Genomic DNA, 26,347 nt, shown 5'->3' on the forward strand with positions numbered 1-26,347 from the left:
AAGTATGTGCTAAATAGTTTTTAAATAATATTCTTACAACAGGTTGTTGGTAATTTAATCGCTTTTTTAACCTACAATCTTTACATTCTTCGCATAGAGCGTTCCATACGGCTGTTTTCTTGAGTTAGTTTTAATAACACTTCCTCAATAAAAGCTAAGTGGCGATGACTTGCTCCCCAAGCTTTTTTCGGCTGTCCGCTAAGAATAGCGTCGAGCAAATTTTTTCTATAATCTGTAATCTTGCTAAAGATATCTGGGCGTTTTGCTAATATTGTTAAGTTTTGTTCTATATTGTCTGTCAATAATGCCGCCATACTGCGTGCTGTATGTAATATCAAGGCATTATGTGACGCTGCACAAATAGCGACATAAAACTCATAAACGGCGCTTGCTTCTGAACGAAAATCATCTTCAAGTCGGCAGTTACCTATGTGTTCATGCTTGGCTTGTATTTGCTCAAAATCTGCGCTAGTTCCGCGCATAGCTGCATAATACGAGGCCATGCCTTCAATGCCATGACGGAATTCTAATAAATCAAATTGTGATTCGTTACTGGCCGCCATCAAGTCAAATAAAGGATCTGAAAATGACTTCATTATGGTTTTCGTAACAAAAGTCCCACCGCCTTGCTTACGAGTAACCAACCCCTTAGCTTCTAGTTTTTGCACTGCTTCTCGAAGTGAAGGTCTCGATACTTCAAACTGTTTAGCTAACTCACGTTCAGGCAATAATTTTTCGCCAGGCTGTAAACTGCCCCCAATAATCATATTCTCTAACTGCACTAAGATAATGTCAGAAAGTTTTTGAGGTTTGATCTGTTTTTGTAATAGTTGCGACATTAATAATTAATCCACCAATTAGTGTTTATTTATTTTTATATTTCATTAAATAACATTAAAAAATCCATGGTAAATTGGTATTACCATTTGCATTTTAGATAATAAAATAGCAAAGAAACACTAGATTTGCAATGTAATTTAGTTGAAGTGGCCCAGTAAAGCAAGGAAGTTTTTCAATGAAAATAGAAATAAAATTAGAGTTAAAGCTTAAAACAATTGTTTGATTTGGGTGTTTGAAATTAATGGTCTTACCAATTGTTAACGTAGTTTTTGGGTGTTAATAATGGCTGCTTTTTACAAATGGCTGCTTTTTACAGGGACAGCCATTATTAGTTACTGCGCTATAATTAATAGTAATAGTTAATGAGTTAGTTAACTAGTCCAAGTAGAGTGAGTATTGAGATGACTGACAATAATAACAAAACATTACGCTTAGCTAAACGAACAAGTAAGCAAGGCTCTGCACTGCAATCGTCTTTATCTATCATAAAGTCTTCAGATTTTTGAGCAACATCAATTAAGATTTTGTAAGTAGGTTTGTTCAGATCAAATAAGCTTTCTAACCAGATAGGTAAAGCTTTTGAAAAATGGCCAACAAACATATAACCAAAAGAGGTTATGCGTACCGGTAGCCAATCAATGAAAAAGAGGAGTTGTTGATAACTCTTACAATGAAAAGGTTGATCAACATTATGTTCATCATCGTTGTTGTTTAGTTCATCACTAACGGTAGTCGATTGCTCATCGTCACTTTTTAGTGTTGTTTCTGTTAGCGGAGTCTCCGAACTGTCGAGTACTTCTTCATCGATGTGGTTGGTTTCGGTTTCTATTGAACAACCATTTTGTTGTTCTATTACCGTTGTTAATAGGCGATAAAAAACTACACCAAAGCAGCGCCAAAGACGACGAAAAATAGCATAATTGCAATATAGTAACGGTAATTTAGCCAAATAAGCGCTTGACCAAATCCCATGTCGGGCAAGTTTTTGTCTTGCAGAAGTTGTTTATGATGAAGCGCTGCGGTGGTTTTCTCTCCTGAAAAGAAGCATGTAAATATTGCTTATAAACACCACGTGTTTTGACACAACCAAAGGCAACAATAAGGATAAGTGTCGAAATAATAAGGTGTAAGAGTCCGTCTTCTACCAAATATAGAACGCCATAAACAACAGCAACAGGCAATAATATAAAAATAGTGTAACTAAGATTATTACGTTTTAGTTTTGCTAGTATTGCATTATTTTTAAAAAAGCTAAGATACTTTTGATAATAGTAATCGAAACGCCAGATTGCAGACGAAAATGATTTTTCTGCTGCTAAAGCAATTAATAAACTTAATAGACTCATTGGTAACCTTATTTAATTGTTATTTTTAATTTATGTTATGTGAAACAAACATGTACTTTCATTTAAATCGTTTAAACATTGGTGAAAATATTTCCAGTTAAATGCTTTGCCCGGATCTGTTTTTCTTCCTTGAGCAATATCACAATGACCAACGATATTTTCATTACTAATTAACGGATATTGTTTTTGAATACTACTCACCAATTTTGCTAACTGATGATATTGGATATCTTCATACGCTATATCATCAGTACCTTCAAGCTCAATGCCGATAGAGAAGTCATTACATTTATCTCTACCATCAAAACATGATATTCCCGCATGCCATGCTTTATCATTAAAAGAGACATATTGAATGATACTGCCATCACGCCTAATTAAGCAATGAGCAGAAACTTGTAATTGTGCAATGTCAGTAAAACTGGGATGTGCATTGGCGTTAATTTTACCTAAAAATAAATCGGTAATATGATCACCGCCAAATTCCCCTGCAGGTAATGAGATGTTATGAACAACTAACAAGCTGATTGGGTCGCTTTGGCAACGAGGTGTGAAAAAATTCGATTTTTTCTGTTCAATACCATCAAGGTAGCCATGCGTTATAGTAAAACTTGGTTGCAAATTATTACCTTTTATCGCTTTTTTCTGTTTGCTTAACAACATACAATAGCGGTTCCCTTTAGTTAATTACTACACACGTAAGAATAATTATATTATGAATGAAAATGACTCGACAAACAAAATTGGTAAAATCTTTGTTTGGCTTGCATGGATTGTAGCATTGGCTTTATTAATGTATTTTTTTCAAGATGTGCTTGATAAACAGTATAACCCAAATAATCAGCCACAACTGGGTATAAACAGGTCAGGTCAAGCCGAAGTCGTTTTGAAGCAAAATAAACAAGGGCATTATGTCACTTTAGGTACCATTAATGAGTTACCGGTCACTTTTCTATTAGATACCGGGGCGACACAAGTATCTATTCCTGCACATATTGCTGATGAATTACAACTACAAAGTTTCGGTAGTTATCCTGTGCAAACAGCTAATGGCACGGTAACAGTATATAGAACCGAATTAGATCAGCTTAGCATTGGTAATATTTTCCTATATAATGTTGCCGCACATATTAACCCCGCAATGAAAAGTGATGAAATTTTGTTGGGTATGAGTGCATTAAAAAAAGTAGAATTTAGCCAAACAGGCAAACAACTTACCCTACGTGAACACCCTTAATAGGAATGACAGATGCATACCTCTACACAGCTTACCGCAGTACTTTCTGATGAGATAATAAAATTACAGCACGATATTAAAACAACAGTGACTTGGGCACTTAAAGAAGATTTGGGGGTTATTGATGGCAACGTTCCAGGAGTAAGTCAAGATATTACGGCGATGTTAATTCCTGAAAATGAGCAAGCGACTGCTTGTGTTATTACCCGTGAAGATTGTGTTGTATCAGGTATTGCTTGGGTAAATGCAGTGTTTGCTCAATTAGATGATTCTCAACCGCAAGTTCCTGATACAAAAATCACTTGGTTAGTAGCTGATGGGGAACAGGTTAAAGCGAATACACCCCTGTTTGAATTACAGGGCAATGCGCGCACTTTGCTAACGGGTGAACGTACTGCGTTAAATTTTTTACAAACGTTATCAGGCACCGCTACATTAACAAGTCAATACGTGCAAGAGTTATCCGGTTCAAATACCAAATTATTAGATACTAGAAAAACCTTACCAGGACTGAGAAGTGCGCAAAAATATGCCGTACTGTGTGGTGGTGGTGTTAATCACCGAATTGGGTTGTTTGATGCGTTTTTAATTAAAGAAAATCACATTGCTGCTTGTGGTGGTATTGCGCAGGCGGTAGCAACTGCAAAGAAAAATCACAGTGATAAAACCGTTGAAGTTGAGGTAGAGTCAATGGATGAATTACAGCAAGCATTGGATCCGGCGCAGATATTATAATGCTTGATAATTTTACGCCAACAATGATTGAAGCCGCAGTAACTGCAACCCGTGGTAAGGCTAAATTAGAAGTGTCGGGTAATATGACCATAGAAATATTGCAAGAATACACTAAAGCGGGCGTTGATTTTATTTGTGCGGCGCATTAACAAAACATGTACAAGCGATTGATTTATCAATGCGCTTCAAATAATTAAACAAATTAGTATGGTTAACATTGATAGCCTTATAGTCGACTTTACAGCACCCAGGGTTGAAGATTTTTTATCTTTACGAGAAAAGAGCGGCCGGCAGAATGTATCAGCCAAAGATGCTAAAGCCAGTTTGGACAACTCGCTATTCCATGTTGCTGTATATTTTGAAGAACAGCTTGTTGGTATGGGGCGTGTGGTTGGTGATGGCGTCATGTATTTTTATGTTCAAGATATCGTGGTTTTACCAGACTACCAAGGATTAGGGATCGGTGCGTTGATTATGCAAAACATAGAGAATTATTTATCAAGCACAGCAATAAAGGGTTCAACTATCGGGTTGTTAGCGGTTAAAGGCAAAGAAGCATTTTATGCTCGTTATAATTATATAGAACGGCCAAATGCTTCTTTAGGTCATGGAATGTGTAAGTTCATCTAATTTAACCTTACTTTAATTTACTAACAAAAGTTTTTCTAAACTTTGCCAACTTTGGTGAAACCACTGCCTGACAATATGAATTTTCAGGGTTATTTTTTACATAATCTTGATGGTAATCTTCACCAGAGTAAAAAGTGTCAACTGGACATGTTTGTGTAACAATTGCTTGCTCAAACATGTGCGCTGCACGCATTTCAGATACTATTTGTTCTACCACATTTTTTTGGCTTTCATCATGATAAAAAACAGCTGAGCGGTATTGCGTGCCAATATCATTACCTTGTCGATTTAATTGTGTTGGATCGTGTAAAGTAAAGAATATTTCGAGTATCTCTTGGTAACTGATAATATTTGGATCAAAGCATAGTTGTACTACTTCAGCATGACCTGTATCCCCATTACAAATCTCTTCGTAGGTTGGTTCAGTTGTTGTTCCTCCCATGTAGCCTGATGTTGCACTGTGTATGCCTTTAACTTGGCTAAAAGCACCCTCTATACACCAAAAGCAGCCCCCACTAAAGTAGCAAGTGCTTGGAGGGGGGCAAGTTTGTCATTAGTACTCATAATTTTGTCTTGTGCTTATTGTTAAAAAAGTAACGCTATGAATATATTACCGCAATTAATTGTGCGGTAAAACTGTTGTAAGTAAGAGTATACCATTAAGATTAAGAATAATATTTTTCTTAATCTAGTTGTAATATTTTTGCAATGTTATCGTCATCTTTGTGTCATTTATTGGTAACAATAGTGTCACAAATGCTTGCTATTCTGCGACCAGTTTTTAGCTTCTTCTTTAGATGTGAAGATTTCAAATGAAACAATTAAACCGTGTTAGTAGTAAGCTTGTTATTTTATCTTTAGTCCCTTTACTTCTCTTTAGTCTTATTCTTTATGTCAGTATAAAAATATCGACAGATCGTCACATAAATAATCAACAACACCTTGAAGCAAGGTTAAGCCAAACTCAACGACTTAACCTTATTATCAGAACATTTACTTCAAATATTATCGATACAGCGCATAAGGCACGTAGTGGTATGGAGTTATGGCAAGATGCCCAAGAAAAAGTAGAGCGTGGGGAAATCATTATTACCCAACAATGGCAAGACTATAAAAAGGGTAATTTGTCAGAACAAGAAAATAAATTATTGCTTAGTATGCAGCCACTATATCAAAAAAGTCTTGAATCGATAAAAATTATTGCTGATTTTATAACACAAGCCTCCTCATACAATATGGGTAATTACGTTGATTTAAAGATGTACGCTGCTTTAGAACCTTTTTTATTAAAGTTAGATCAATTGGTCCTTCTACAAAAACAATTAGCTCATGACGATAGGTTATTAAACAGTGCACTAACAGCCGAAACGAATAGAATCATATCTATTACCGTGAGTGTTATTGCTGTATTAATTTTATTGTTGGGATGGTCAATATTCAAGTCCATAAGAAAGCCATTGAAACACCTTCAACGCACTATGATTAATGTTGAGCAGGAATCTAATTTATCTTTACGAGTAGCGTTAACGACTCAAGATGAATTTGGAGAAATAGGGCAAAGCTTTAATGTAATGATGGATAGAATAGTCGATTTTGTTGAAACATTATCTGAAATTGGCACATCGCCGGATACCGCAACAGAAAGTACAATCATCGCGTGTCAAGAAGCTAAAACTCAAGTGAGCAGTACTCAAAATGAGCTCTCTAATGCGAATGTTTCCATTGAACAAATGAGTAAAGCGGTGGAAGAAACGCAAGTTTATACAGAAAATACCATACTCGTTAGTAAAGAAGCAGAGCTATGCGCTACGGATAATTTTATTGTTGTAGAACAATCTTCAGAACAAATAAAACAGTTAGCGGAAGCGATAGGACTTTCAACAACGCAAATGAATTTGTTGCGAGAACACGGCCAAGCAAATAGACTCAGTATTAACTGTCATTAAAGCGGTTGCTGAACAAACTAATTTATTAGCGTTAAATGCGGCGATAGAAGCTGCACGTGCAGGTGAACAAGGGCGTGGGTTTGCTGTAGTTGCGGATGAGGTACGTTCACTCGCACAACGAACGCAAGAATCAACGGGAGAAATTGAAACCGTGATTGCTAATATAAGAAAAGCCACAGATGAAGCGGCTGAACAAATGAGGCAAAATGAAGAATTCGCAAACAAGGGTGCACAAACAATTAAAGATACGGAAGTTAATTTACAGGTTATTACACAGTCTTTTAGTGAAATCATTAGTAAAAATGAGCGAATCAATCATAACCAATGTGAACAGCTACAAGCCGTGAAAGAAGTGAAAAATATGATGGATCGTGTATTTTCTTTGTCACATAAAAATAAAGAAAATACTAATGACGTTCTAACAAATGCAAAATCGGTAGAAAACTTAAGTGTCGAGTTAAAGGCGGCATTAACTCAGTTTCGTTATTAGTCCATGATGAAGAATAAGAGATGCGTTATGCAGTCAAGCCATCAAATAACAGTTCAAACAATTATCGCTGAAAAGCTCATTAACACTGTTTTTCAACCTATTTTTGATATAGAAAATGAAACTATTGTCGGATACGAAGCACTAACGCGAGGTCCTCAAAATACACCTCTTTTTTCTCCAGAAGCATTATTTGAGGCTGCACAGCAGCACAATCTATTGTCTGAGCTTGAATTGCTCTGCCGGGCAAGGGCTATTTCTCGTTTTGTCGAGCTGAAGTTAGAGGGAAAGTTATTCATTAATATTTGCTTGAATGTCATGCTCAATAAAGACCACCCTTATGGCGAAACAATCAAATTAGTGGAGCAATCTGGGTTATCTCCTAATCAAGTGGTGATTGAGATTAGTGAGAAGTCACCTTTTCCTAATAGTGACATTTTACTGAAAGCATTAAATAAATATAGAAAATTTGGTTTTGATATTGCTATTGATGATGTTGGCGTAGGTTACTCAGGACTCAAACAATGGAGTTATTTACGTCCGGATATTGTCAAAATAGATCGGTATTTTATTGACCAATGTGATCAAGATGTAATGAAACGAGAATTTTTAAAAATTCTTTTTGAGCTAGGTCGTATATCTAACGCACTTATAATTGCAGAAGGCATTGAAACCAAAGAAGAGTTTGAATTGCTCCGTGAGCTAGGAATGGTATACAGTCAAGGTTTTTTCTTAGCTAAGCCTAATGAGTACCCTATTCAAAAATTTCCGACACTGGATGTTTGCGTGTCTCCCAAACAAGTCTCAACGATTGAAACTATTGAAATGTTGGTCACGACTACAAAAACGGTTGAATATAATCAAAGTGTTAATCATGTTTATGATATTTTCACGCAAAACATTAATATTTATGCTATTCCCGTATTACGTGAAAACAAGCCTTTAGGGATGATTTTTAGAAATCAGTTGATGGAATCTTATTCAGATATTTATGGCAGAGCACTATTTTCTAAAAAAATGGCAGTAGATATTAAATCAAATAACCATATGATACTTGATCATTCTATGCCATTAGAGCAGGTGAGTACGTTATTAACCGCAAGGGCCAATGCTGAATTTACTCAGCCTTCAATTATCACAAAAAATGGATATTATCTTGGTGTGGTGTCGCCTAGAGATTTACTTAAAAGTATCACTGAATCTAAGTTAGAACAGGCAAGATACGCGAACCCATTAACAGGATTGCCTGGCAATGTTGCTATAGAAAAAGAAATAGATTACATGTTAAAGCATAAAAGGCCGTTTAATTTAGCTTACTTAGATTTGAATCACTTTAAGCCATTTAATGATATTTATGGATACGCTAAAGGTGATTTATTACTTAAAACGCTCGCTAATTCTATTATGATCAATACAAGCAATAAGTGTTGCTTTGTCGGACATATTGGCGGAGATGATTTCATTATTATGTTTAAAAATAATGATGTTGAAAAGGTATGCCAAAATATATTAACTGATTTTTCTCAACAAAGTTTGTCTTTCATTACGCCAGAGCATCAAAAACAGCAAGGATACTATGCATTAGATCGCAGTGGAAAAAATATATTTCATCCACTTGTTAGCTTAGCTATTGGTGTCATTCAACCTGATACAACCTGTTATAATTCATATCACCAAATAGCTGATTTAGCCTCTAAAGCGAAATCAGAAGCGAAAAAAAATACGGGTAGTAGTTTATTTATTTGCCGGAGACAAAAACAACATTCTTTTGACATTACTTCCGTGTAAGTAAGCTAGCGGGCGATGAAAAAATAGCAAAGCATTGCATTAATAAAAAATATTAGTGATTATCACAATAATGAAATAAAATTGCCTTTTGGTACATTTTTCATTACAGCAAGTCAAAATAAAGTTAAAATCATGAATTATGCTTTTAACATTGATTCAAAAACTTAGCTATTTATGTCGTCATTTTTTAAAATTAATAATTTTTCGGTCAACTTTAAATCAAGTAACCAAGTTAAAATAGTACTTGCATTACGTAGTGTTGCGATAGTTATTCAATTATTGCTGATTTTTTTTGTTAATCTAGTACTTAATTATCAACTTCCTTGGGCTCCATTATTTGGTGTAATTGCTTTGGAGGTCGTTTACACTTTTGGTAGTTTTTTACTTTATCGAAAACAACAACAAGTCAGTCAGTCTGCTTTGTTGATACAAATTTGTTCCGATATACTCTTTATGTCATTACTGCTATTTTTTAGTGGTGGCGCTACTAATGCCTTTGTTTCCTTATTACTGATCCCTATTGCTATTGCTGCTGTAACATTATCTCCTACATTACTTGCGTTGGTTGCTTTTATGGCTATTGGATCATATAGCATTTTGCTCTGGTTTTTACCGATGAGTGTTATGCATGGCAATATGGAGGGGCATTTTATTGGTATGGGCATAAACTTCTTATTTTCTGCATTAGTCGTTGCTTTAGTTGTAGGTAAAATGGCACGTAGCATTAACCAACGAGAACTTGCTATTGCAGCGTATAGAGAAAATTTATTGAAACAAGACCAAGTCATGTCTCTTGGCGTTGCATCAGCGCAAGTCACCCATCAATTAGCCACCCCGATTACGACAATACAATTATTGGCTGATGAATTACGTGAAGACTTTCCCAACAATAGCATTGTGATTGATATGCAAAATCAGTTAAAGTGTTGTACCGATAGTTTAGATGCTTTTCGCGAAATGGTTTTTTCTATAAAAGAACAAGTTAGTATCGTGATAACAGTGAATAATTTAATTGATGATATTTTAGAAAATTTACGGGTGAATTATCCAGAAGTTGATATTGAGCTAATAAAAAAACATCCCGATAATGTTACCGTGATGGCTGATGCTTCATTGTTACCTGCCATTCTTAATTTAATTAACAACGCGATTAGAGCAACAAAAATTAATAACTCCACGAAAATTACATTAACGAGCCAGGTGGCTGAAGGCAACTGGCAATTTATTATTCGTGATTATGGAATTGGCTTTACCTTAGAAAAGCTAAAAAAACTTGGCGTGAACCCTGTTAACAGTAAGCAAGGTTTAGGTATGGCAGTGTTTTTAAGTCACGCGAGTTTAGAACGTCTTGGAGGTAAGTTAGCCCTAACAAATCATTATCAAGGTGGGGCATTAGTTACCTTAAGTTTACCTATACCACGTTAATTTACAGATGAAATTTCACCATGAAAGAATTATTACTCGTAGAAGACGATGCTACTTTTGCTAATACCTTAACCCGACGATTAACAAAGCATGGTTTTCATTGCGTACATGTAGACAGCAATTCTGAAGCCTTATTAGCTTGCCACAGGCAAAAACCCGATTATGTGTTGCTTGATATGAAGCTAGCACAAGAAACCACCTTGAGTATCATTAAGCCGTTAAGAAAGCTAAGGCCTGAAAGCCGAATTATTTTGCTCACTGGTTTTGCAAGTATTGCAACAGCCGTTGATGCCATAAAACTAGGGGCGGACGACTATTTATCTAAACCGTTAGATACACAAACATTGTTATCGGCACTTAATGAAAGCAAAGCATCAAGCATAGCAACGAATGCTGAAATTGATGGTGAAACGTTGTCAGCAGAACAAGCACAGTGGCAGCATATTCAACAAGTATTAAAAGCAAACGATGGAAACATCTCAGCAACCGCTAGACAATTATCAATGCATAGACGTACTTTACAACGCAAGCTACAAAAAAAACCGCAGAGTGATTCTGTAAAAAGTGATTTAAAGTAGATTTACCATGGTAGGACGCCATTTTTTTCTAATGGCGGTAAAGGTGCCTTTTTCTCTAATTCTTTCATTGTTTCTTTTAGGTCCTTAACAATGTTTTTTTCTGTGTTAAGGCTACAAGCAAAATGAAAATTTAACGTGAGTTCTTGCATGTTATAGACATTTTTGTACTTGGATGCGGCTTCAGTACTCTTCACGCGGTTGTAAATAAGATCATCGTTAAGAACCACTAAATCAATATTGCGGTTAGGCGTTTCCAATAACTTTAAAAGAGAGTCATAGTTATCCATAACATAAAGGTTTTCATTTTCGATAAAGCCTTTTGATAACAAAAAGTGGTGGGTAACATCATCCCTTATAACGGCTGTTTTGTATTTTTTTGCATCATTTAGGTTGGTAATTAGTATTTGTTTGGACGCTAATGAATACAAAGAAATAGTACTACTTATAATATGACCTACCCATTCAAATAATGATTCACGATCTGGAATACGACCGAGTGAATAGATGCAAGTATTTTGCTCGCGTTTAGCTCTACTAAAGGATATTGACCAAGGGTAAGCTGTTATATCGTAATCATAATTTGTCGCTTTTAAAGTCGCTTCAATTATTTCGGTTGAAATACCACTGATGGATTTTTCATTAACTATTTGAAAAGGGGCTAGGTGCTCTGTAACGATTGTTATTTTTTTGCATAGATATACCCACTGAACAAGACAATGAATACGATTATGCTTTGATATAACGGATTACACTTTTTCATATTTTGAATAATTTATCATAGGTAAATTAAGTTTAATGCACACTCGTCATTTATACAATTATTGTTAGACTTGCTTAGTCGATGGTTGCTTTTAACCTTACTCGTTGTGTTTTACAATGTTGTGAAATTCAATTAATAAAATGAATGTATAAATAGAGATGAGATAATTAATGCTTAATAAAAATCACGAACAGCTTGTCGCTGCTATTAATATGACAATGCCTTTTGGTAAATATGCGGGTAGAAAATTATTACAGCTCCCAGAACCTTATTTAGTATGGTTTCATGCAAAGGGTTTTCCAGAAGGAAAGTTAGGAGAGCAACTCGCGCTAATGTATGAAGTTAAATTGAATGGCCTAGAAGGCATGTTAAAACCATTATTGAAAGAGTAGTTACCGTTAAATAAAAAAAGTGAGCTGATCACTTAACCTACTTGATACTGTTCTTTCACTTTTTTAATGGCAGTTAAACGTGCTTTTACCATTGCCTCTTTTATAGCCAGACCTTTTAAGCCTTGTTCAACAAAGGCTTTAGCATTGACATTACTGGCGGCTAACATAGCTTTTTTTAGATACTCCTCTTGTGGGTAAGGTCGATTTTCAAAGCCTAAACGCCCAAGAAAATCACTTTTACACGCCATAATAAAGTCATCAAACTCTTGCGGCTTTCGCCACACGTCAAGTTGATCAAATATTCTTAATAATGTACTTGGTTTTAATTGAAACGCTTTATGGCAATGCAAATGATGTTCGCACACTTTTAAGGCTAATTGTTGGTAATACACTGGTACCTTAAGCTGTTTTGATATTTTCTCTACTAAAGGTAGGCCTGCTTTTTCGTGTCCAGGGTGACTTGGTAAATACTCACTATTGGTTAGCCCTTTACCTAGATCGTGACATAATGCTGCAAAACGAATTGCTGTTTTGCGCTTAAGATCTTTTGTTAATAAAACAGCCTGATGTAATACCATCATAGTGTGAATACCACTACAAATTTCAGGGTGCCATTTGGCAGGGTTTGGCACACCCCATAATCTATCTAAATCGGGCCAAATTACCTTAAGGGCTTGGCATTGACGTAGAACGTCAAAAAAAACCTCAGGATGATCTTCAGACAAACTGCGTTGCATTTCTTGCCATATACGCTCTGCACTTAAGGATAATAATTCACCACTGGCACTTATCGTGGTCATTAATTCGAGTGTTTCATCAGCAATAACAAAACCATATTCGTGATAACGAGCCGCGAAACGTGCCACGCGTAATACTCTTAAGGGATCTTCAATAAAGGCAGAACTGACATGGCGCAACACTCTATTTTCAAGATCTTGCTGACCATTGTAAGGGTCGACAATTTTACCTTCTCGGTTTTTGGCCATTGCGTTGATAGTAAGATCACGACGCAATAAATCTTGCTCTATAGTCACGTCAGGTTCTGCATAACAAGCAAATCCCGTATACCCCTGACCTTGTTTACGTTCAGTGCGCGCTAAGGCATATTCTTGCTTAGTTTCGGGGTGCAAAAAAACCGGGAAATCTTTACCTACCTGGTTAAATCCTAGCGATAACATTTGTTGAACTGAGGCACCAACTACTAAAAAGTCTTGGTCTTTATAAGGCCTGTTTAACAATTCATCGCGCACAGCACCCCCAACAAGATAAACATCAAGTTCAGATATGTTTGCAATGTGGGGGGTATTAGTAGTCAAAAATGTCGCCTCATTAAGATCATTTACAAAGTTTACCATAATATTCGTAGACATAACCTTGTCAACAGGTTAATTTTATCAGTGTATTTTCGTCTTTAAATTGCAGCAACGTTTTATGTACAGAAATTTTTTCTCCTTAAATGAATTACCCTTTTCTATCGCACCAAACCCTAAGTACTTATTTATGAGTGATCGGCATCGTGAAGCTCTCAGCCATTTAAGTCATGGTTTGGGCGGCGCAGGCGACAACGGCGGTTTTGTACTATTAACAGGTGAAGTTGGTACAGGTAAAACAACGGTAAGTCGCTGTTTGATGACGGAGATACCTAAGAATACGCAATTAGCCTTTATTTTAAACCCAACCTTGTCTAGCCAAGAATTACTTGCAACGATTTGTGATGAATTAAAAATTCGTTACCGAAAAACCGGCGCAACGTTAAAAACATTAACGGATAAAATTGCTGAAAAGTTATTAAAAAATCATGCTTGTAATCTTAATACTTTATTGATTATTGATGAGGCACAACATTTAGAAGCGGAAGTATTAGAACAACTTCGGTTGTTAACTAATTTAGAAACAGATACTAAAAAATTACTACAAGTTATTTTAATTGGACAACCTGAATTACAGCAATTACTGAAACGTCGTGATTTACGACAATTAGCACAACGCATAACTGCACGGTATCACTTACTTCCATTAAATAAAGTTGAATTGGCTGCTTATATCAAGCATAGATTGTCGGTTGCCGGTTGTCATCGAGCACTGTTTAATAAAGGTGCTTTAACTGCTATTCATCAACTATCCCAAGGCATACCAAGGTTGATTAATTTACTGTGTCATAGCGCGTTAATGGAAGCATATAATTCTAATAACGCGGTTGTGGATAGAAAAATAGTTTTAAAAGCGGCTAGTCATGCTTTAGGTGATGATTTCGACTTGTTACCTTGGTGGCAGAATAAAGGTCTTCAAATTGGTTTAGCTGCTTGCGTTTTATTTGCCGTATTATTGACAGGATTTTGGTTAGGTCAGCATGAGTCGCCACAACAAGTACCAGAAGATACCGCTTCTGCAGTCAGCAATGAGTTAGTTAAAGAACAACCGACTGTTCAAGCAAAAGAACCGTTAGAGAAAACTAATGAAAAAATATTAAATGATCAGCTACCTCAACCAAGACCAATAGAACAGTTAGTCGTAAGTAGCGAGAAGCAAAAACGACCTGAAGACACAATACTAACGCCGGTTAAAGCAACCGTGGAAGTTGCAAGCACTGAATCCGTTGACTTATTACCCGAAAAAAATACTTCAGCTGAACCAAAGGTTGTAGAAAATATCGCACCTAAACCTAAACCTAAACCTAAACCTGAACCTGAACAAGAAATAGCTCAAAAAAATTACCAAGTTGAAGCGGTTGAGGGGGTTTCTGAAGATCTACTCGCACGTTTCCAAGCGGCTATTGACGACACTAAAAAAACGTCACCAAAGGCACGGAAACCTGAACCTATTCCAACGGCGGATAGCGGTGTAAAATCATTAACGCAGATGCCTGCTTGGGTACAAGAAGGTATTCCTAGTTTACGTTTTGAACAGCACATTTATGCCTCTGATGGTGAAGGTCGGGTGAATGTGAATGGCCGAGATCGTTATGAAGGTGATAGTATTGCCAATGGGGTTTATATCGAAAAAATATTGCCACAACAAGTGATATTAACTTATCGAGGCGAAAAGTTTAGCCTGCCGCTAACTAATTGGTAATATTATCTTGTAGTATGCTATTACTGAGCACATTAAATTTCGCCCATTGGTGAGCGCTATTTTCTTGCATATTTTATGTGGTTCGTTTTTCTTTAAAAAATAGAGAAATATCCGGTTTGCTTAAATTGATATAAACAGCTTTAATTAATCACGTATATACATCAATCAATATCAATGATTTTATTATTAAGCCGAGTTCTGGATAATTACAGCGTTAAACTAAATGAGGCATATTAAGTAATGCAGTCATATGATTTTCTGAAATCTGTTTTAGATACAATTACTGAACACATCGTCGTTATAGATAGCCGAGGCGATATATTATTTGTGAATAATAGGCGGTGTGTGTTTGGAGAAAAAAATTCGTGTGTAATTAATGAAAAATGGATTGGTATTAATTATTTAAAGCAATGTGATAGTGCGAGTAATATGGGGGATGACTACGGAACTCAAGCTGCAATTGGTATTAGATCCGTTATTAGTGGTGAAGAAGAACAGTTTTATTTTGAATATCCGTGTCATAGTCAAGATGATAAACGTTGGTTTATGATGCGCGTTACCCCATTCACTGAAAAAGGCGTGAACTGTTTTGTAATTTCTCACCAAAATATTACAGAAAGGAAATTAGCGGAAGAAGAAGTTTTGAACCTGTCCCGTATTGACGGCTTAACTGACATACCCAATCGTCGCTATTTTAATGAATTTTTACAAAACGAATGGAATCGTTGTCGTCGCCTTAATATACCGATCTCACTTGCTATGGTTGATCTTGACTATTTTAAATTATTGAATGATACCTATGGACATCAAACTGGAGATGATTGTTTAAGGGCTTTAGGAACAGTACTGAAAAAATTTGGCAAACGGCCAAACGATCTTGTTGCTCGCTATGGCGGTGAAGAATTTGCGTTAATATATGGAGGGGTTAGTTTAACTCAAGCTAAGACGTTGATTGCCCCATTGCTTGAAGAGGTTCGTTTATTAAATATCCCCAACAAAAAATCTAAGATATTACCTATCTTAACCGCAAGCATTGGTTTAAGCACAATGTATCCCAACAAAGATAATAAAGAAAGTGAACTTATCAAACATGCAGATGATCTGCTTTATACTGCAAAAGAAAAGGGAAGAAACCAAATAATGTTTGCGAATGGATGATAAGGTTGAAGGAAATCAACAAAATGAGTTAATGCTAGTAGCATTAACTCATTAGTAATTAACCCATTAGTAAAATATTATTGCCAAGCGGGCATTTTGGCTTCAAAAGCTTTAATTTTATCAAGCTTGTTTAATGTCCGACCTACGCTGTCAACACCTTCTTCTAAGCAGTATTTGTGAAACTGACCAAGTTCAAAGGTAAAACTAATATCACCATTACTTACCGTGTTGTTAGCTAAATCAACGGTAAGATTTAGTTTAGCATTATCTGCTTGCTTAAATAATTGGTCAATTTGTTCTTCAGATAATTTAATGGGTAATAAACCAATATTGATACAGTTACCGTAAAAAATGTCAGCAAAGCTTGGCGCAATAATGACTTTAAAACCGTATTCTTCTAAAGCCCAAGGTGCGTGTTCTCGACTTGAACCACAACCGAAGTTTTCTCTTGTCAATAAAATGCTAGCGTCTTTGTATTCAGGTTTATTTAAAATAAACTCTGGGTTTGGCTCTTTACCATTATGATCTAAATAACGGCTGTCGTGAAATAAATGAACACCAAAACCAACACGTTCAGTTTTTTGTAAAAATTGTTTTGGGATGATTTGATCGGTATCGATGTTGGCGATATCTAATGGCACAACTAAGCCTGTATGTGTGGTAAATTTTTCCATGTTTAATTCCTCTATAAGGTTGTTGGCAGTTATGCGTTTAAGTCGACAAAGTGGCCCGCAATTGCTGCTGCTGCAGCCATTTCAGGGCTTACTAAGTGTGTACGGCTTCCTCTACCTTGGCGACCTTCAAAGTTACGGTTACTGGTGGAGGCACAACGATCGCCTTCTTCAAGCACATCATCATTCATGCCTAAACACATAGAACAACCTGGTAAACGCCACTCAAAACCTGCATCGCTAAATATTTTATCTAAGCCTTCGCTTTCTGCTTGTGTTTTAACACGGTAAGAGCCAGGAACAATAATAGCATCCACTGAGCTTTGTACGCGTTGTCCTTTGGCTGTGTAATCTTTAACAACGTTAGCTGCTGCACGTAAATCTTCAATGCGTGAGTTAGTACAAGAGCCGATAAAGACTTTGTTAACATGAATGTCAGTTATTTTTGTTCCGACCGTTAAATCCATATATTTTAGGGCATTAGCACATGATTCTTTTTCAACAGCATCATCAATATCATCAGGTGATGGCACGGTACCGTCTACACTAATGACTTGACCGGGATTTGTTCCCCAAGTCACTTGGGCTTTAATATCTTTCGCTTCAAGGGTTACTACTGAGTCAAAAATAGCGCCCTCATCTGTGCGTAATTTTTTCCAGTCGGCAACGGCTTGTTGAAACACTTCACCTTTAGGTGCATATTCTTTACCTTCAACATAATCAAAGGTTGTTTGGTCTGGCGCTATTAACCCGACTTTTGCACCAAACTCAATACTCATATTACACACTGTCATGCGTTCTTCCATGCTCAATGCTTCTATGGCTTCTCCACAATATTCAACAACATAACCGGTAGCGCCGGCGCTGCCAGTTTTACCAATAATCGCAAGAATAATATCTTTAGCGCTGATACCTTTACCTACATGTCCTTTTACTTCAATTTTCATGGTTTTTGCTTTTGTTTGACGCAATGTTTGAGTTGCGAAAACATGTTCAACTTCAGAAGTACCAATACCAAAAGCTAAAGCACCAAATGCACCATGAGTTGCCGTATGAGAATCACCACAAACAATAATTGTGCCTGGTAAAGTCAAACCAAGTTCTGGTCCCATAACATGGGCGATACCTTGATTTTTATGGCCCATGCCAAATAATTCAATACCAAATTCTTTACAATTTTTTTCTAAAGCGCGTAATTGGTTTGCTGCGCCTTCGCCGCCGGCATCAATTTCAATTGAGCGAGTAGAAATATTATGATCCATGGTAGCAATAGTGCGTTCAGGATGACGAACTGGGCGGTTATAAAAGCGTAAATTGGCAAAAGCTTGTGGCGATGTCACTTCATGAATTAAATGTCTGTCAACATAAAGTAAAGGGGTCTCGCCGGCTTTTTCTTCAACTAAATGTGTTTGCCATAATTTTTCGTACATTGTTTTTGGCATGTCATTCGCCATAGTTTTTGTAGTGCTCATTCTTATGCTTCCTCAATTTTTCTACAAATATAATCACCCACTTCACTGGTGGTTTTTGCGTTTTCTCGATTATTACTTGGTAATAAATCTGCCGTTAATATGCCGTTATCTAGCGCACTTGCCACCGCATCTTCAACAGCTTTTGCTGCCGCATCTTCATTTAGACTATAACGGAGCATGAGTGCTGCTGATAAAATTTGAGCAATAGGATTGGCAATGCCTTTTCCTGCAATATCTGGTGCGCTACCGCCGGCAGGTTCGTACATGCCAAAACCTTGTTCGTTTAAACTGGCAGAAGGTAATAGGCCCATAGAGCCAGTAATCATGGCACAAATGTCAGATAAAATGTCACCAAACAGGTTAGGGCATAGCATTACATCAAACTGATTTGGGTCACGCACTAATTGCATGGCTGCATTATCAACATATAAATGTTCAAGTTTTACTTCTGGGTATTCTACAGCAACCTCTTCAACCACTTGACGCCATAATTGGCTAGTGGCTAATACATTGGCTTTATCAACAGAGGTAACTTTATTATTGCGCTTTTGTGCGGCTTGAAAGGCAAGGTGAGCAATACGTTTTATTTCACGACGTGAATAAAACATAGAATCGAACCCTGTTTCTTCTTCCCCTTCACCTTTACGGCCTTTGGGCTCACCAAAGTATATATCGCCGGTTAATTCACGAATCACTAATACATCAAAACCTTGCGCTGAGATATCGCTGCGTAATGTTGATAGGCTTGATAAAGTGGTTGTAACGTTGCGGGACGCATGTTACAAAATAAATCAAAACGACCACGTAAACCTAATAATGCGCAACGCTCTGGCTGCTCTGTTGGTGGTAAATTTGCCCATTTAGGGCCACCGACACTACCAAATAAAATGGCATCGCTTTCTTCACAACCTTTCATGGTTGAATCGGGCAGGGCATTACCGTGGTTATCAATGGCTGCGCCGCCAATATCATAATCTTTTGTATTAAGGATTATGTTAAATTTTTTGGCTATGGCGGTTAATACCTTTTTGGCTTCAACCATAACTTCGGGGCCGATACCGTCACCGGCTAATACTGCTATGTTGGACATGTGTTCTATACCTTATATTTTCTGTGTTCTAGCGTGCTTTGTTAAACAAAATCAAGCTAGGCTCTCTACTTATTTTGCTGCTTTTAGCTCTGCGATAGTTTTTGCTCTGTTAATACTATTTAATGCATGAATTAATGCTTGGCCAGAAGCTTCAATTACATCGGTAGCTAAACCGTAGCCATGAAAATTTCTTCCTTGCCAAGTGATTACTAAATCGGCTTGACCTAAACCATCTTCACCAGAGCCTTTGTTTGATATTTTATAATCACTGACTTCAAATTCTACATCAACCGCTTGTTTTATGGCTTGATAAAGCGCATCTACAGGACCATTACCCGTGGCCGCATGTATCTTGCTAATTTCATCACCTGCTAAAAGTTTTATGCTAGCGGTTGCAAATTCACCATCACCACATTGAACATTAATCGTGTCTAAGCGATAGTAATCATGTGTATCTTGTTGTTGAATATTAAACAACATGGCTTCTAAATCATCATCAAACACTTGGCCTTTTTTATCTGCTAGTGCCAAAAAGTTAGTGTAAAGCTGTTCAAGTTCATAATCGCTTTCTTTGTACCCTAAACTTTCCATGCGATGCTTAATTACATGGCGACCACTGCGAGAAGTTAAGTTTAATTTTGTTTTAGCAATACCAACACTTTCAGGTGTCATAATTTCGTATGTATTACTGGCTTTTAGCATACCATCTTGATGAATACCTGAAGAATGACTAAAAGCATTTCCTCCCACAATTGCTTTATTTAGTTGTACTGGCATATTACATAAAGTACTAACCAATTTAGATGTACGAGCAATTTCTTGATGCTTGATATTGGTATGCACACCTAATAATGCTTCGCGTGTTTTCATTATCATGGCAACTTCTTCTAAAGAGCAATTACCTGCACGTTCGCCTATACCATTAATAGTACATTCAATTTGACGTGCGCCGGCTTGAACTGCTGCCATTGAGTTTGCTACGGCTAACCCTAGATCGTTATGACAATGTACTGAAATGATAGCTTTATCAATATTAGGTACACGGTTAAATAAATCAGTGATAATACCTTGAAACTCAAAAGGTAGGGTATAGCCCACAGTATCAGGAATGTTTACTGTGGTAGCGCCGGCGGTAATCGCGGCTTCGACCATGCGACATAAATTATCAATGGGCGTTCTACCAAAGATCTTCACAAGAAAACTCTACATCGTCAGTAAATTTACGCGCGTATTTAACGGCATGTACAGCCATGGCTTGGACATCGGAAAATTCTTTTTTTAATTTTTGCTGAACATGTACATCAGATGTTGAAATAAAAGTATGTATACGGAATTGGTCGGCAACTTTTAATGATTGGGCACAGGCATCAATATCAGCTTCAACTGCACGGGCTAAACCACACACTCGGGCATTTTTAATAGTACGAGCAATTTGTTGAACCGATTCAAAGTCACCCGGAGAAGAAACAGGAAAACCTACTTCCATAATGTCTACACCCAAACGTTCTAGTGATAAAGCAATCTGCAGTTTTTCATGTACCGACAAACTCGCATTCAATGCTTGTTCACCATCTCGTAAGGTAGTGTCGAAAATAATGACATTATCGTTTGAAAATGAATCTTTTGATGAGTTTTGTGAGGTTGTTGCAATATTACTCATATTTTTATCCTTTGTGTGTCTAATTTAGTTTATTAATTTTGTTTAAGCTAACTAACGCATAGACGTAAAAAAACCCGCGTTAATTAGCGCGGGTTTTTATGAATTCTTATTTGTTTGTATTTTTAGAGTTATCTCTTATTGAGTCGTCTCTGAAAATGGTAATGAATAAGCAATAAAACCTAGCCGCGCACTGTGAGCACGAGGAGGAGGTTGAGGAGAACTTGCTTCATTACTAATTTCATTCGCTGACTTTTGACTCTTTGGTGTTATTTTTAAAACTAATTCAGTTAAAATTTAGCAATATTAAAAACAACAAAACTATATAAGGCTCTATTAATAGCGCATTTACTCATTTTTTGTCAAATGAAAGTTTTTTAAACGCTAGATGGTTTAGTTATATAGGTGAGTTAAAAAGAGTAAAAATAGATATTTACAGGTTATATTCTACTTGAAGCGAGGCATTAAATTCTTTTTCATCGTCAAGCTTATTTTCAAAGGTTGACTTACTTATCTCGCTAGAAAAGGTAAAACGCCAATTTTTATAGTCATGTTGAATACTGGTTGAAAGCATCCATACTCGTTCGGCAATAGAGGTGACAGAGTTCCCTATACTAGGATTGAGAGGCACTTTATCACTATTATCATAATTAAGGTCTAAGTAACGAAATTTAGTGGTGTGTCTAGTGTTAGAATTGATTTGCGAAATAGTACCCAAGATATAAGTTTTTGCATCGTTATCATATGTGCTACCTAGGGTATGTCCTTCGTAGCGCATACCTGTTACATAAGTTGAATGCTCATAGTAACAATCGCCAATGTTATCTCTTACACCACAATCAGCTAAACTGTCAGCGAATTCAATGAAAACCGTACTGGGTTTACCTAAAACAGTTAAGTGTGCGTCAAAGCCAAATTGAGGTTGGGCTTTGGTTAAATAGTTTAATTTTCCTTCTTTACCGTCTTCAGCAAACTTTTGACCATAAATGCTCATGGGTATTTCAAATAAGTTAAAACTATAGCGTATATCATAGCCTGCTTGCTGATTTGCAGGGTTGGGAGTGTTTTCATTACACACTAGATCGTCAATACCACAATTCGTTTTTCCTAGAATAATATCCCCAAAAGTACTAAAGCTTTGTGAGTGTCCTTCACCGCCCCATTGCGCTAAACGAGTCAAGCCTATCTCTAAGTTTTTAAATGGTTTAAAATTCAGTCTAAATCCCCATAATAAGGGGTTTTTTATCGTACGGTCGTCGTCCATTTTCCCCATAAAGCTACTGACGGTCCAAGGAATACCAAAGTCCGTAAAGGGGATCATAAATGGGGTTGCTGATTTTCGAGAAATACTGAACGCACTAATTGGCCTAGCATTATTTGTTAAGCTTAAACTAGTATCCCAAGTAGGACCATACCAACGATTTTGACGACCATAAGATAGCACCCAATTACCAATAAAACCTGCAATATAACTTTCATCCAAGCGTATTTTATTACCGCTTTCTGGCTGATTGATATAGCTTGATGCTATTTTTGCTGCAAAGTGCTCGTACATAATACTAGAATGGATCGCCATACTGTTTTTGCTATGAGCAGTACTACCAAAACTGGTGAATCTTTGGTCTTTTAAAGCCAAATTTGCTTTTATTCTGGTTTGATTTTTTTGGGCTAGCCTTAGTTGGTACTTGATGTGTTGATATGCGTTTTTTTGATTAGGGGTTAACTTGCTTCGATCAATTTTTTTTAAATCTCGTGCAATATCGTGCCACATTAAAGGGTAAGTTGTTACAGGTGTGAGAATATACCCCGTATCGGCTAGTAACTGAATGTTTGCCTTTAAATACAGATCGGAGGTATCTATCCAAGGTTCAGTTTTACTGTAGGTACTAATGAGTAAAGTAGTGCTTATTAACAGCGTTTTTATTGATAAAAGTGAATGGCGCATGCGAAAAAGATCCGTTTTCTAAAGGGTGGTGTTCGGTAATGTTTCAGTCATGTAAAATAATCATGTGAAGAAAAAGGAGTATACGTGTTTTCATCATGATTATATAGGTTTAAAATAGTCAATATTATTATGATGTTATTTTTTAAGTTGACAGTTTTATGGCTGATAAACGCTACCTTTTTTACATTTCTCAAAATTATTCTTATGCTATTTTACGGCCATTACAAGCGGCTATATTGGCTAGAGGTGATAAGGTTGCCTGGTTTTTAGAGGGAAATGAAGTTGATGCTAACTTTTTACATCCTGATGAATGTCAGTTAATGACGGTGAGAGAAGTGAAAAATTACAATCCCGCCGCTGTATTTTACCCTTCAAACATAGCCCCAACGTTTCTACCTGGTATAAATGTTGCTGTTTTTCATGGTTTTGATGCAGGTAAACTGGATAAACGAGGGAATAATGACCACTTCAAAATTAGAAATTGTTTTGATCTTTATTGTACTCAAGGGCCCAGTACTACAAAGCCTTTTACTAATTTAGCTAAACAATATAGCCATTTTAAGGTAATTGAAACGGGGTGGTGTGCTTTAGATAATCTTTACCGAACTCAAGTGACCCGCTCTGAGGGAAGACCAACAATATTACTGTGCTCTACCTTTTCAAAAAAGTTATCTTGTGCTCCTCATTTATTTGATACAGTAAAAAAATTGAGTCAATCAAACCGTTGGCGTTGGTTAGTGCAATTTCACCCTAAAATGCCTAGCGAGATAGTTAATCAGTATAAATCTATTCAAAATGATAACTTATCGTTTGTGGAAACTGATGACGTTATTCCTTTGTTGCAACAAGCGGACGTGATGGTATGTGATACCTCGTCTGTACTCATTATGTTTTTGCTACTCGCTAAACCAGTAGTGACATTTAATAATATTGATCCTCAAAAGCACCTGTTAAACATAAGTGAAGCGGAATTACTGGAACAAACAATTGAAAAAGCATTAAGTAAACCTACAGAATTAATAAGTGAAATAGAAGATTTTATTCGTGAAACTCATCCTTATAGGGATGGTCAATCTTCTGTTAGGGTTTTAAATGCTGTGGATGAGGTGTTGTCTGGTAAATTTGATTTAGACAAAAAACCGAGTGATTTTTTTAGACAATTTAAAATGCGTAAAAAATTAAACTATTGGGCATTATAATATGTAACTTTACTGCTAATGCGAGCGTTAAAGCAATGATTACAACATTGATTGAAAAAAACGTTCCATATCTTTAACTGTTTTTTCATGAGACATTGTGGTTGTAATGGTTTTTTGCGCGTTGTCACTTAATTGTTTCAGTAACGCGCTATCTTGAATCAATAACCGGATACGTTCAGCAATGGCTTTACCATCACCAATAGGAACAACATAGCCATTTATTTTATCTTCAATAATTTCCATAGCGCCTTCATTCGCTGAGGTGATAACAGGCGTTCCTACGGCTAATGACTCAAGTACCACCCTAGGCAAGCCTTCTCGCTCAGACGGCAACACTAAAGCATCACAAGCCTTAGCTATTTGTGGTACATCAGAGCGGAAACCTGTCTGTATTATTTTATCTGCCATGCCCGTGGCTTTAATATTGGTGCTGTAGGGTTCACCATCAAAATTATCACCAATAAGAATTAGTCTGACATTTTCAATATCAGAAAGCTCTTTCATCGCATCAAGCATAAATTGCATGCCTTTTTGAGGTCTTGGGCTGCCGATACAAACAATATTAAAATTATCACTGTGAGTGTGTAAGGTATTTAATTCTATAGCTTGCTCTTGATACCAAGCTAAATCATGTCCTTTATAAATAGTTACTACCTTAGGCTGTATGCTATGACGCATTTTAGGTGTAACGTGTTTAGTCACTGCTTCAGATACGCAAATCACTCCGTTTATTCTAGGATGAAGCATACATAAATAATTAGACAAATCGGTTTTATATAATCCACCAGTTGTACCTCGATAGGCAATCATTTTCGCCTTAGTACCTATGCAGCCAAATGCAGCATTAGGAATACCATTTGACTCAGTGGCATAAACAATATCAATACTGTGTTGTTTGATGTACTGATGAATTTGCTTAATCACTGCCCGGACTGTGTTTTTTTAGCGAAGCTAACATAATGATTTTTAAGCCGGCTTTTTGATACTCTTCCAGATAAGCATTAGTAGCACAGGTCATAATGGTAACATCATGACCTTTGTTAACTAAATCTATATAGCATTGAGCTTCAGGTCGAACAGCATGGAAGGAACGTCCACGATTTGGAATCACTAATATTTTCATGCATTTTATTTTAAATTATGGAAAGAAAAAGTTATAACAAACTATTATCCCTGACTATCCATAGAGCTACGACGACGCGCAAAAAATCTAGGTAAAATTAATCCTAAAATAAGACCTATGCCTAAGACTATTGCACCATTAAAAAACCATTGTTTTTTTATGTTCGTGTCTTGGTCTTTAATTTTACTTTCAGCAAGTTCAAGTTGTTGCTGAACTTTTTTAAATTCAATTTCTAGCTTTTCTTTTTCTTTATTCAGTACGTTGACTGTATTTTTGGCTTCATTAAGCTCGCCATCAAGTTTTGCACTATAATCACTACGGCTAGCTAACTTACCATTGAGATCCGCAACCACAAAACGTAATCCTGGTGGCGAGTAACATATTTTGTTTCTACCCATGTGGTTCTATCTTTATCATCAATAATTTCACTGTAATCATTGGCGGCTTTACCAGTAGTTTTAATTTGTGTACCGGCATTGATTGTACCTAGAATACGATAATTTGTGCCAGGTCCTGAATGCATGAAGATCGAAAGTTCATCTGAGATAAAGGCTTGCTGATTTTCTTGTGCATAAGCAGAAGCAGCAGTAAAAATAAGAACGAATAAACTGATGAATGTGTGCTTAATCGTTTTTTTGAAACATAGGCAAAAAGTATTCATGGAGCAACCAATAGGTAAAAGTAAATCATTGAAAAGAAGATATTATGTGTTTGGCGACTTTATATCAAGTTAAGATTCGGAATCCGTTGGTCTCAAGAGAAACAAAGTGTATTCTATGAAGCCAATTTCCTAATA

At 36.5% G+C, this 26,347-nt stretch carries 25 protein-coding genes and 3 pseudogenes; 12 read left to right on the plus strand and 16 right to left on the minus strand.

Going from position 1 to position 26,347, the window contains the following annotated elements:
* Nucleotides 1-80: 80 nt before the first annotated feature.
* From pdhR to ampD, 4 genes are all read right to left on the minus strand, one after another.
* Nucleotides 81-839 carry a pyruvate dehydrogenase complex transcriptional repressor PdhR gene (gene pdhR / locus L3081_RS06875; RefSeq protein WP_242284406.1) on the minus strand — a complete coding sequence of 253 codons (759 nt, stop codon included), beginning with the start codon at nucleotides 837-839 and terminating at the stop codon, nucleotides 81-83.
* A gap of 368 nt (nucleotides 840-1,207) precedes the next feature.
* The gene (gene ampE, locus L3081_RS28075) at nucleotides 1,208-1,789 is read right to left on the minus strand and encodes a regulatory signaling modulator protein AmpE (RefSeq protein WP_242284408.1); all 582 of its coding nucleotides are present in this window, start codon (nucleotides 1,787-1,789) and stop codon (nucleotides 1,208-1,210) included.
* Nucleotides 1,782-2,186: a regulatory signaling modulator protein AmpE gene (ampE, locus tag L3081_RS06885; protein ID WP_242284410.1), complete on the minus strand. Its 405-nt coding sequence runs from the start codon at nucleotides 2,184-2,186 to the stop codon at nucleotides 1,782-1,784. The genes ampE (L3081_RS28075) and ampE (L3081_RS06885) overlap by 8 nt, the downstream gene beginning before the upstream one ends.
* Nucleotides 2,187-2,216: 30 nt before the next feature.
* Complete coding sequence (gene ampD, locus L3081_RS06890; protein WP_242284411.1) at nucleotides 2,217-2,849, minus strand: 1,6-anhydro-N-acetylmuramyl-L-alanine amidase AmpD; 633 nt, start codon at nucleotides 2,847-2,849, stop codon at nucleotides 2,217-2,219.
* Between the two features lie 52 nt (nucleotides 2,850-2,901).
* On the opposite strand from ampD, the gene L3081_RS06895 reads away from it, so the two are divergent.
* The 3 genes and pseudogenes from L3081_RS06895 (at nucleotide 2,902) to L3081_RS06905 (ending at nucleotide 4,788) form a co-directional block, all read left to right on the plus strand.
* The gene (locus L3081_RS06895; protein ID WP_242284413.1) at nucleotides 2,902-3,423 is read left to right on the plus strand and encodes a retropepsin-like aspartic protease family protein; all 522 of its coding nucleotides are present in this window, start codon (nucleotides 2,902-2,904) and stop codon (nucleotides 3,421-3,423) included.
* A gap of 12 nt (nucleotides 3,424-3,435) precedes the next feature.
* Nucleotides 3,436-4,351: pseudogene (nadC, locus tag L3081_RS06900) on the plus strand (carboxylating nicotinate-nucleotide diphosphorylase).
* A gap of 14 nt (nucleotides 4,352-4,365) precedes the next feature.
* Nucleotides 4,366-4,788, plus strand: coding sequence for a GNAT family N-acetyltransferase (locus tag L3081_RS06905; protein WP_242284415.1), 423 nt, complete (start codon nucleotides 4,366-4,368; stop codon nucleotides 4,786-4,788).
* Nucleotides 4,789-4,795: 7 nt separating this feature from the next.
* Here the strand turns inward: L3081_RS06905 and msrA are convergent, their stop codons facing one another.
* The gene (gene msrA, locus L3081_RS06910; RefSeq protein WP_242285616.1) at nucleotides 4,796-5,284 is read right to left on the minus strand and encodes a peptide-methionine (S)-S-oxide reductase MsrA; all 489 of its coding nucleotides are present in this window, start codon (nucleotides 5,282-5,284) and stop codon (nucleotides 4,796-4,798) included.
* Between the two features lie 316 nt (nucleotides 5,285-5,600).
* On the opposite strand from msrA, the gene L3081_RS26545 reads away from it, so the two are divergent.
* From L3081_RS26545 to L3081_RS06935, 5 genes are all read left to right on the plus strand, one after another.
* Complete coding sequence (locus L3081_RS26545; protein ID WP_274620358.1) at nucleotides 5,601-6,734, plus strand: HAMP domain-containing protein; 1,134 nt, start codon at nucleotides 5,601-5,603, stop codon at nucleotides 6,732-6,734.
* A complete protein-coding gene (locus L3081_RS06920; protein ID WP_338027268.1) occupies nucleotides 6,730-7,224 on the plus strand; it encodes a methyl-accepting chemotaxis protein in 495 nt (164 codons plus the stop codon). Before L3081_RS26545 ends, L3081_RS06920 begins: the two co-directional genes overlap by 5 nt.
* Before the next feature lie 27 nt (nucleotides 7,225-7,251).
* Nucleotides 7,252-9,009 (plus strand): GGDEF domain-containing protein, encoded by a 1,758-nt coding sequence (locus L3081_RS06925; protein ID WP_242284417.1) that lies wholly within the window; start codon nucleotides 7,252-7,254, stop codon nucleotides 9,007-9,009.
* Between the two features lie 174 nt (nucleotides 9,010-9,183).
* The gene (locus L3081_RS06930; protein WP_242284418.1) at nucleotides 9,184-10,434 is read left to right on the plus strand and encodes a sensor histidine kinase; all 1,251 of its coding nucleotides are present in this window, start codon (nucleotides 9,184-9,186) and stop codon (nucleotides 10,432-10,434) included.
* A gap of 20 nt (nucleotides 10,435-10,454) precedes the next feature.
* The gene (locus tag L3081_RS06935; protein WP_242284421.1) at nucleotides 10,455-11,012 is read left to right on the plus strand and encodes a response regulator transcription factor; all 558 of its coding nucleotides are present in this window, start codon (nucleotides 10,455-10,457) and stop codon (nucleotides 11,010-11,012) included.
* A gap of 2 nt (nucleotides 11,013-11,014) precedes the next feature.
* On the opposite strand, the gene L3081_RS28950 is transcribed toward L3081_RS06935, so the two are convergent.
* A complete protein-coding gene (locus L3081_RS28950) occupies nucleotides 11,015-11,440 on the minus strand; it encodes a type 2 periplasmic-binding domain-containing protein (RefSeq protein ID WP_420839704.1) in 426 nt (141 codons plus the stop codon).
* Between the two features lie 502 nt (nucleotides 11,441-11,942).
* Between L3081_RS28950 and L3081_RS06945 the strand changes: the two genes are divergently transcribed.
* Nucleotides 11,943-12,164 (plus strand): DUF3820 family protein, encoded by a 222-nt coding sequence (locus tag L3081_RS06945; protein WP_242284422.1) that lies wholly within the window; start codon nucleotides 11,943-11,945, stop codon nucleotides 12,162-12,164.
* 32 nt (nucleotides 12,165-12,196) lie between these two features.
* Here L3081_RS06945 and L3081_RS06950 read toward each other — a convergent pair whose 3' ends face one another.
* Nucleotides 12,197-13,480 (minus strand): multifunctional CCA addition/repair protein, encoded by a 1,284-nt coding sequence (locus L3081_RS06950; RefSeq protein WP_242284423.1) that lies wholly within the window; start codon nucleotides 13,478-13,480, stop codon nucleotides 12,197-12,199.
* Between the two features lie 115 nt (nucleotides 13,481-13,595).
* Here L3081_RS06950 and L3081_RS06955 point away from each other — a divergent pair, with 115 nt between their 5' ends.
* Both L3081_RS06955 and L3081_RS06960 read left to right on the plus strand, forming a co-directional pair.
* On the plus strand, nucleotides 13,596-15,236 hold the full coding sequence (locus tag L3081_RS06955; RefSeq protein ID WP_242284424.1) for an AAA family ATPase: 1,641 nt from the start codon (nucleotides 13,596-13,598) through the stop codon (nucleotides 15,234-15,236).
* Between the two features lie 240 nt (nucleotides 15,237-15,476).
* The gene (locus L3081_RS06960; RefSeq protein WP_242284425.1) at nucleotides 15,477-16,394 is read left to right on the plus strand and encodes a sensor domain-containing diguanylate cyclase; all 918 of its coding nucleotides are present in this window, start codon (nucleotides 15,477-15,479) and stop codon (nucleotides 16,392-16,394) included.
* Between the two features lie 77 nt (nucleotides 16,395-16,471).
* Here L3081_RS06960 and leuD read toward each other — a convergent pair whose 3' ends face one another.
* From leuD to L3081_RS06985, 5 genes and pseudogenes are all read right to left on the minus strand, one after another.
* On the minus strand, nucleotides 16,472-17,068 hold the full coding sequence (gene leuD / locus L3081_RS06965) for a 3-isopropylmalate dehydratase small subunit (RefSeq protein WP_242284426.1): 597 nt from the start codon (nucleotides 17,066-17,068) through the stop codon (nucleotides 16,472-16,474).
* A gap of 29 nt (nucleotides 17,069-17,097) precedes the next feature.
* Nucleotides 17,098-18,507, minus strand: a complete 1,410-nt coding sequence (gene leuC, locus L3081_RS06970; protein ID WP_242285622.1) for a 3-isopropylmalate dehydratase large subunit — start codon at nucleotides 18,505-18,507, stop codon at nucleotides 17,098-17,100.
* Between the two features lie 32 nt (nucleotides 18,508-18,539).
* A pseudogene (leuB, locus tag L3081_RS06975) lies at nucleotides 18,540-19,627 on the minus strand (3-isopropylmalate dehydrogenase).
* A 69-nt stretch (nucleotides 19,628-19,696) separates the two neighbouring features.
* Nucleotides 19,697-21,287 (minus strand): annotated as a pseudogene (gene leuA / locus L3081_RS06980) (2-isopropylmalate synthase).
* Between the two features lie 430 nt (nucleotides 21,288-21,717).
* A complete protein-coding gene (locus tag L3081_RS06985; RefSeq protein WP_242284427.1) occupies nucleotides 21,718-23,229 on the minus strand; it encodes a capsule assembly Wzi family protein in 1,512 nt (503 codons plus the stop codon).
* A 158-nt stretch (nucleotides 23,230-23,387) separates the two neighbouring features.
* Between L3081_RS06985 and L3081_RS06990 the strand changes: the two genes are divergently transcribed.
* Nucleotides 23,388-24,428, plus strand: a complete 1,041-nt coding sequence (locus tag L3081_RS06990; protein WP_242284429.1) for a CDP-glycerol glycerophosphotransferase family protein — start codon at nucleotides 23,388-23,390, stop codon at nucleotides 24,426-24,428.
* Nucleotides 24,429-24,467: 39 nt separating this feature from the next.
* Here the strand turns inward: L3081_RS06990 and L3081_RS06995 are convergent, their stop codons facing one another.
* From L3081_RS06995 to L3081_RS26550, 4 genes are read right to left on the minus strand one after another with little or no spacing between them, the layout of a single operon-like run.
* Nucleotides 24,468-25,352 carry a glycosyltransferase family 4 protein gene (locus L3081_RS06995; RefSeq protein ID WP_242284430.1) on the minus strand — a complete coding sequence of 295 codons (885 nt, stop codon included), beginning with the start codon at nucleotides 25,350-25,352 and terminating at the stop codon, nucleotides 24,468-24,470.
* Nucleotides 25,345-25,539: a hypothetical protein gene (locus L3081_RS07000; protein WP_242284431.1), complete on the minus strand. Its 195-nt coding sequence runs from the start codon at nucleotides 25,537-25,539 to the stop codon at nucleotides 25,345-25,347. Before L3081_RS07000 ends, L3081_RS06995 begins: the two co-directional genes overlap by 8 nt.
* Nucleotides 25,540-25,595: 56 nt before the next feature.
* Nucleotides 25,596-25,904: a TIGR04211 family SH3 domain-containing protein gene (locus L3081_RS07005; RefSeq protein ID WP_338027147.1), complete on the minus strand. Its 309-nt coding sequence runs from the start codon at nucleotides 25,902-25,904 to the stop codon at nucleotides 25,596-25,598.
* Entirely contained in the window at nucleotides 25,877-26,212 is a 336-nt protein-coding gene (locus L3081_RS26550; protein WP_274620360.1) for a TIGR04211 family SH3 domain-containing protein, read from the minus strand. Before L3081_RS26550 ends, L3081_RS07005 begins: the two co-directional genes overlap by 28 nt.
* Nucleotides 26,213-26,347: the final 135 nt, after the last annotated feature.

The organism is Colwellia maritima (assembly GCF_022669015.1).
GTDB classification, from domain to species: Bacteria; Pseudomonadota; Gammaproteobacteria; order Enterobacterales; family Alteromonadaceae; genus Colwellia; species Colwellia maritima.

Excerpts from the sequence above, each read along its gene's own strand:
- pdhR (WP_242284406.1), bottom strand. The coding sequence starts at position 839 with ATGTCGCAACTATTACAAAAACAGATCAAACCTCAAAAACTTTCTGAC.
- ampE (WP_242284410.1), bottom strand. The coding sequence starts at position 2,186 with ATGAGTCTATTAAGTTTATTAATTGCTTTAGCAGCAGAAAAATCATTT.
- ampD (WP_242284411.1), bottom strand. The coding sequence starts at position 2,849 with ATGTTGTTAAGCAAACAGAAAAAAGCGATAAAAGGTAATAATTTGCAA.
- L3081_RS06895 (WP_242284413.1), top strand. The coding sequence starts at position 2,902 with ATGAATGAAAATGACTCGACAAACAAAATTGGTAAAATCTTTGTTTGG.
- L3081_RS06905 (WP_242284415.1), top strand. The coding sequence starts at position 4,366 with ATGGTTAACATTGATAGCCTTATAGTCGACTTTACAGCACCCAGGGTT.
- L3081_RS26545 (WP_274620358.1), top strand. The coding sequence starts at position 5,601 with ATGAAACAATTAAACCGTGTTAGTAGTAAGCTTGTTATTTTATCTTTA.
- L3081_RS06925 (WP_242284417.1), top strand. The coding sequence starts at position 7,252 with ATGCAGTCAAGCCATCAAATAACAGTTCAAACAATTATCGCTGAAAAG.
- L3081_RS06930 (WP_242284418.1), top strand. The coding sequence starts at position 9,184 with ATGTCGTCATTTTTTAAAATTAATAATTTTTCGGTCAACTTTAAATCA.
- L3081_RS06935 (WP_242284421.1), top strand. The coding sequence starts at position 10,455 with ATGAAAGAATTATTACTCGTAGAAGACGATGCTACTTTTGCTAATACC.
- L3081_RS06945 (WP_242284422.1), top strand. The coding sequence starts at position 11,943 with ATGCTTAATAAAAATCACGAACAGCTTGTCGCTGCTATTAATATGACA.
- L3081_RS06955 (WP_242284424.1), top strand. The coding sequence starts at position 13,596 with ATGTACAGAAATTTTTTCTCCTTAAATGAATTACCCTTTTCTATCGCA.
- L3081_RS06960 (WP_242284425.1), top strand. The coding sequence starts at position 15,477 with ATGCAGTCATATGATTTTCTGAAATCTGTTTTAGATACAATTACTGAA.
- leuD (WP_242284426.1), bottom strand. The coding sequence starts at position 17,068 with ATGGAAAAATTTACCACACATACAGGCTTAGTTGTGCCATTAGATATC.
- leuC (WP_242285622.1), bottom strand. The coding sequence starts at position 18,507 with ATGCCAAAAACAATGTACGAAAAATTATGGCAAACACATTTAGTTGAA.
- L3081_RS06985 (WP_242284427.1), bottom strand. The coding sequence starts at position 23,229 with ATGCGCCATTCACTTTTATCAATAAAAACGCTGTTAATAAGCACTACT.
- L3081_RS06990 (WP_242284429.1), top strand. The coding sequence starts at position 23,388 with ATGGCTGATAAACGCTACCTTTTTTACATTTCTCAAAATTATTCTTAT.
- L3081_RS26550 (WP_274620360.1), bottom strand. The coding sequence starts at position 26,212 with ATGAATACTTTTTGCCTATGTTTCAAAAAAACGATTAAGCACACATTC.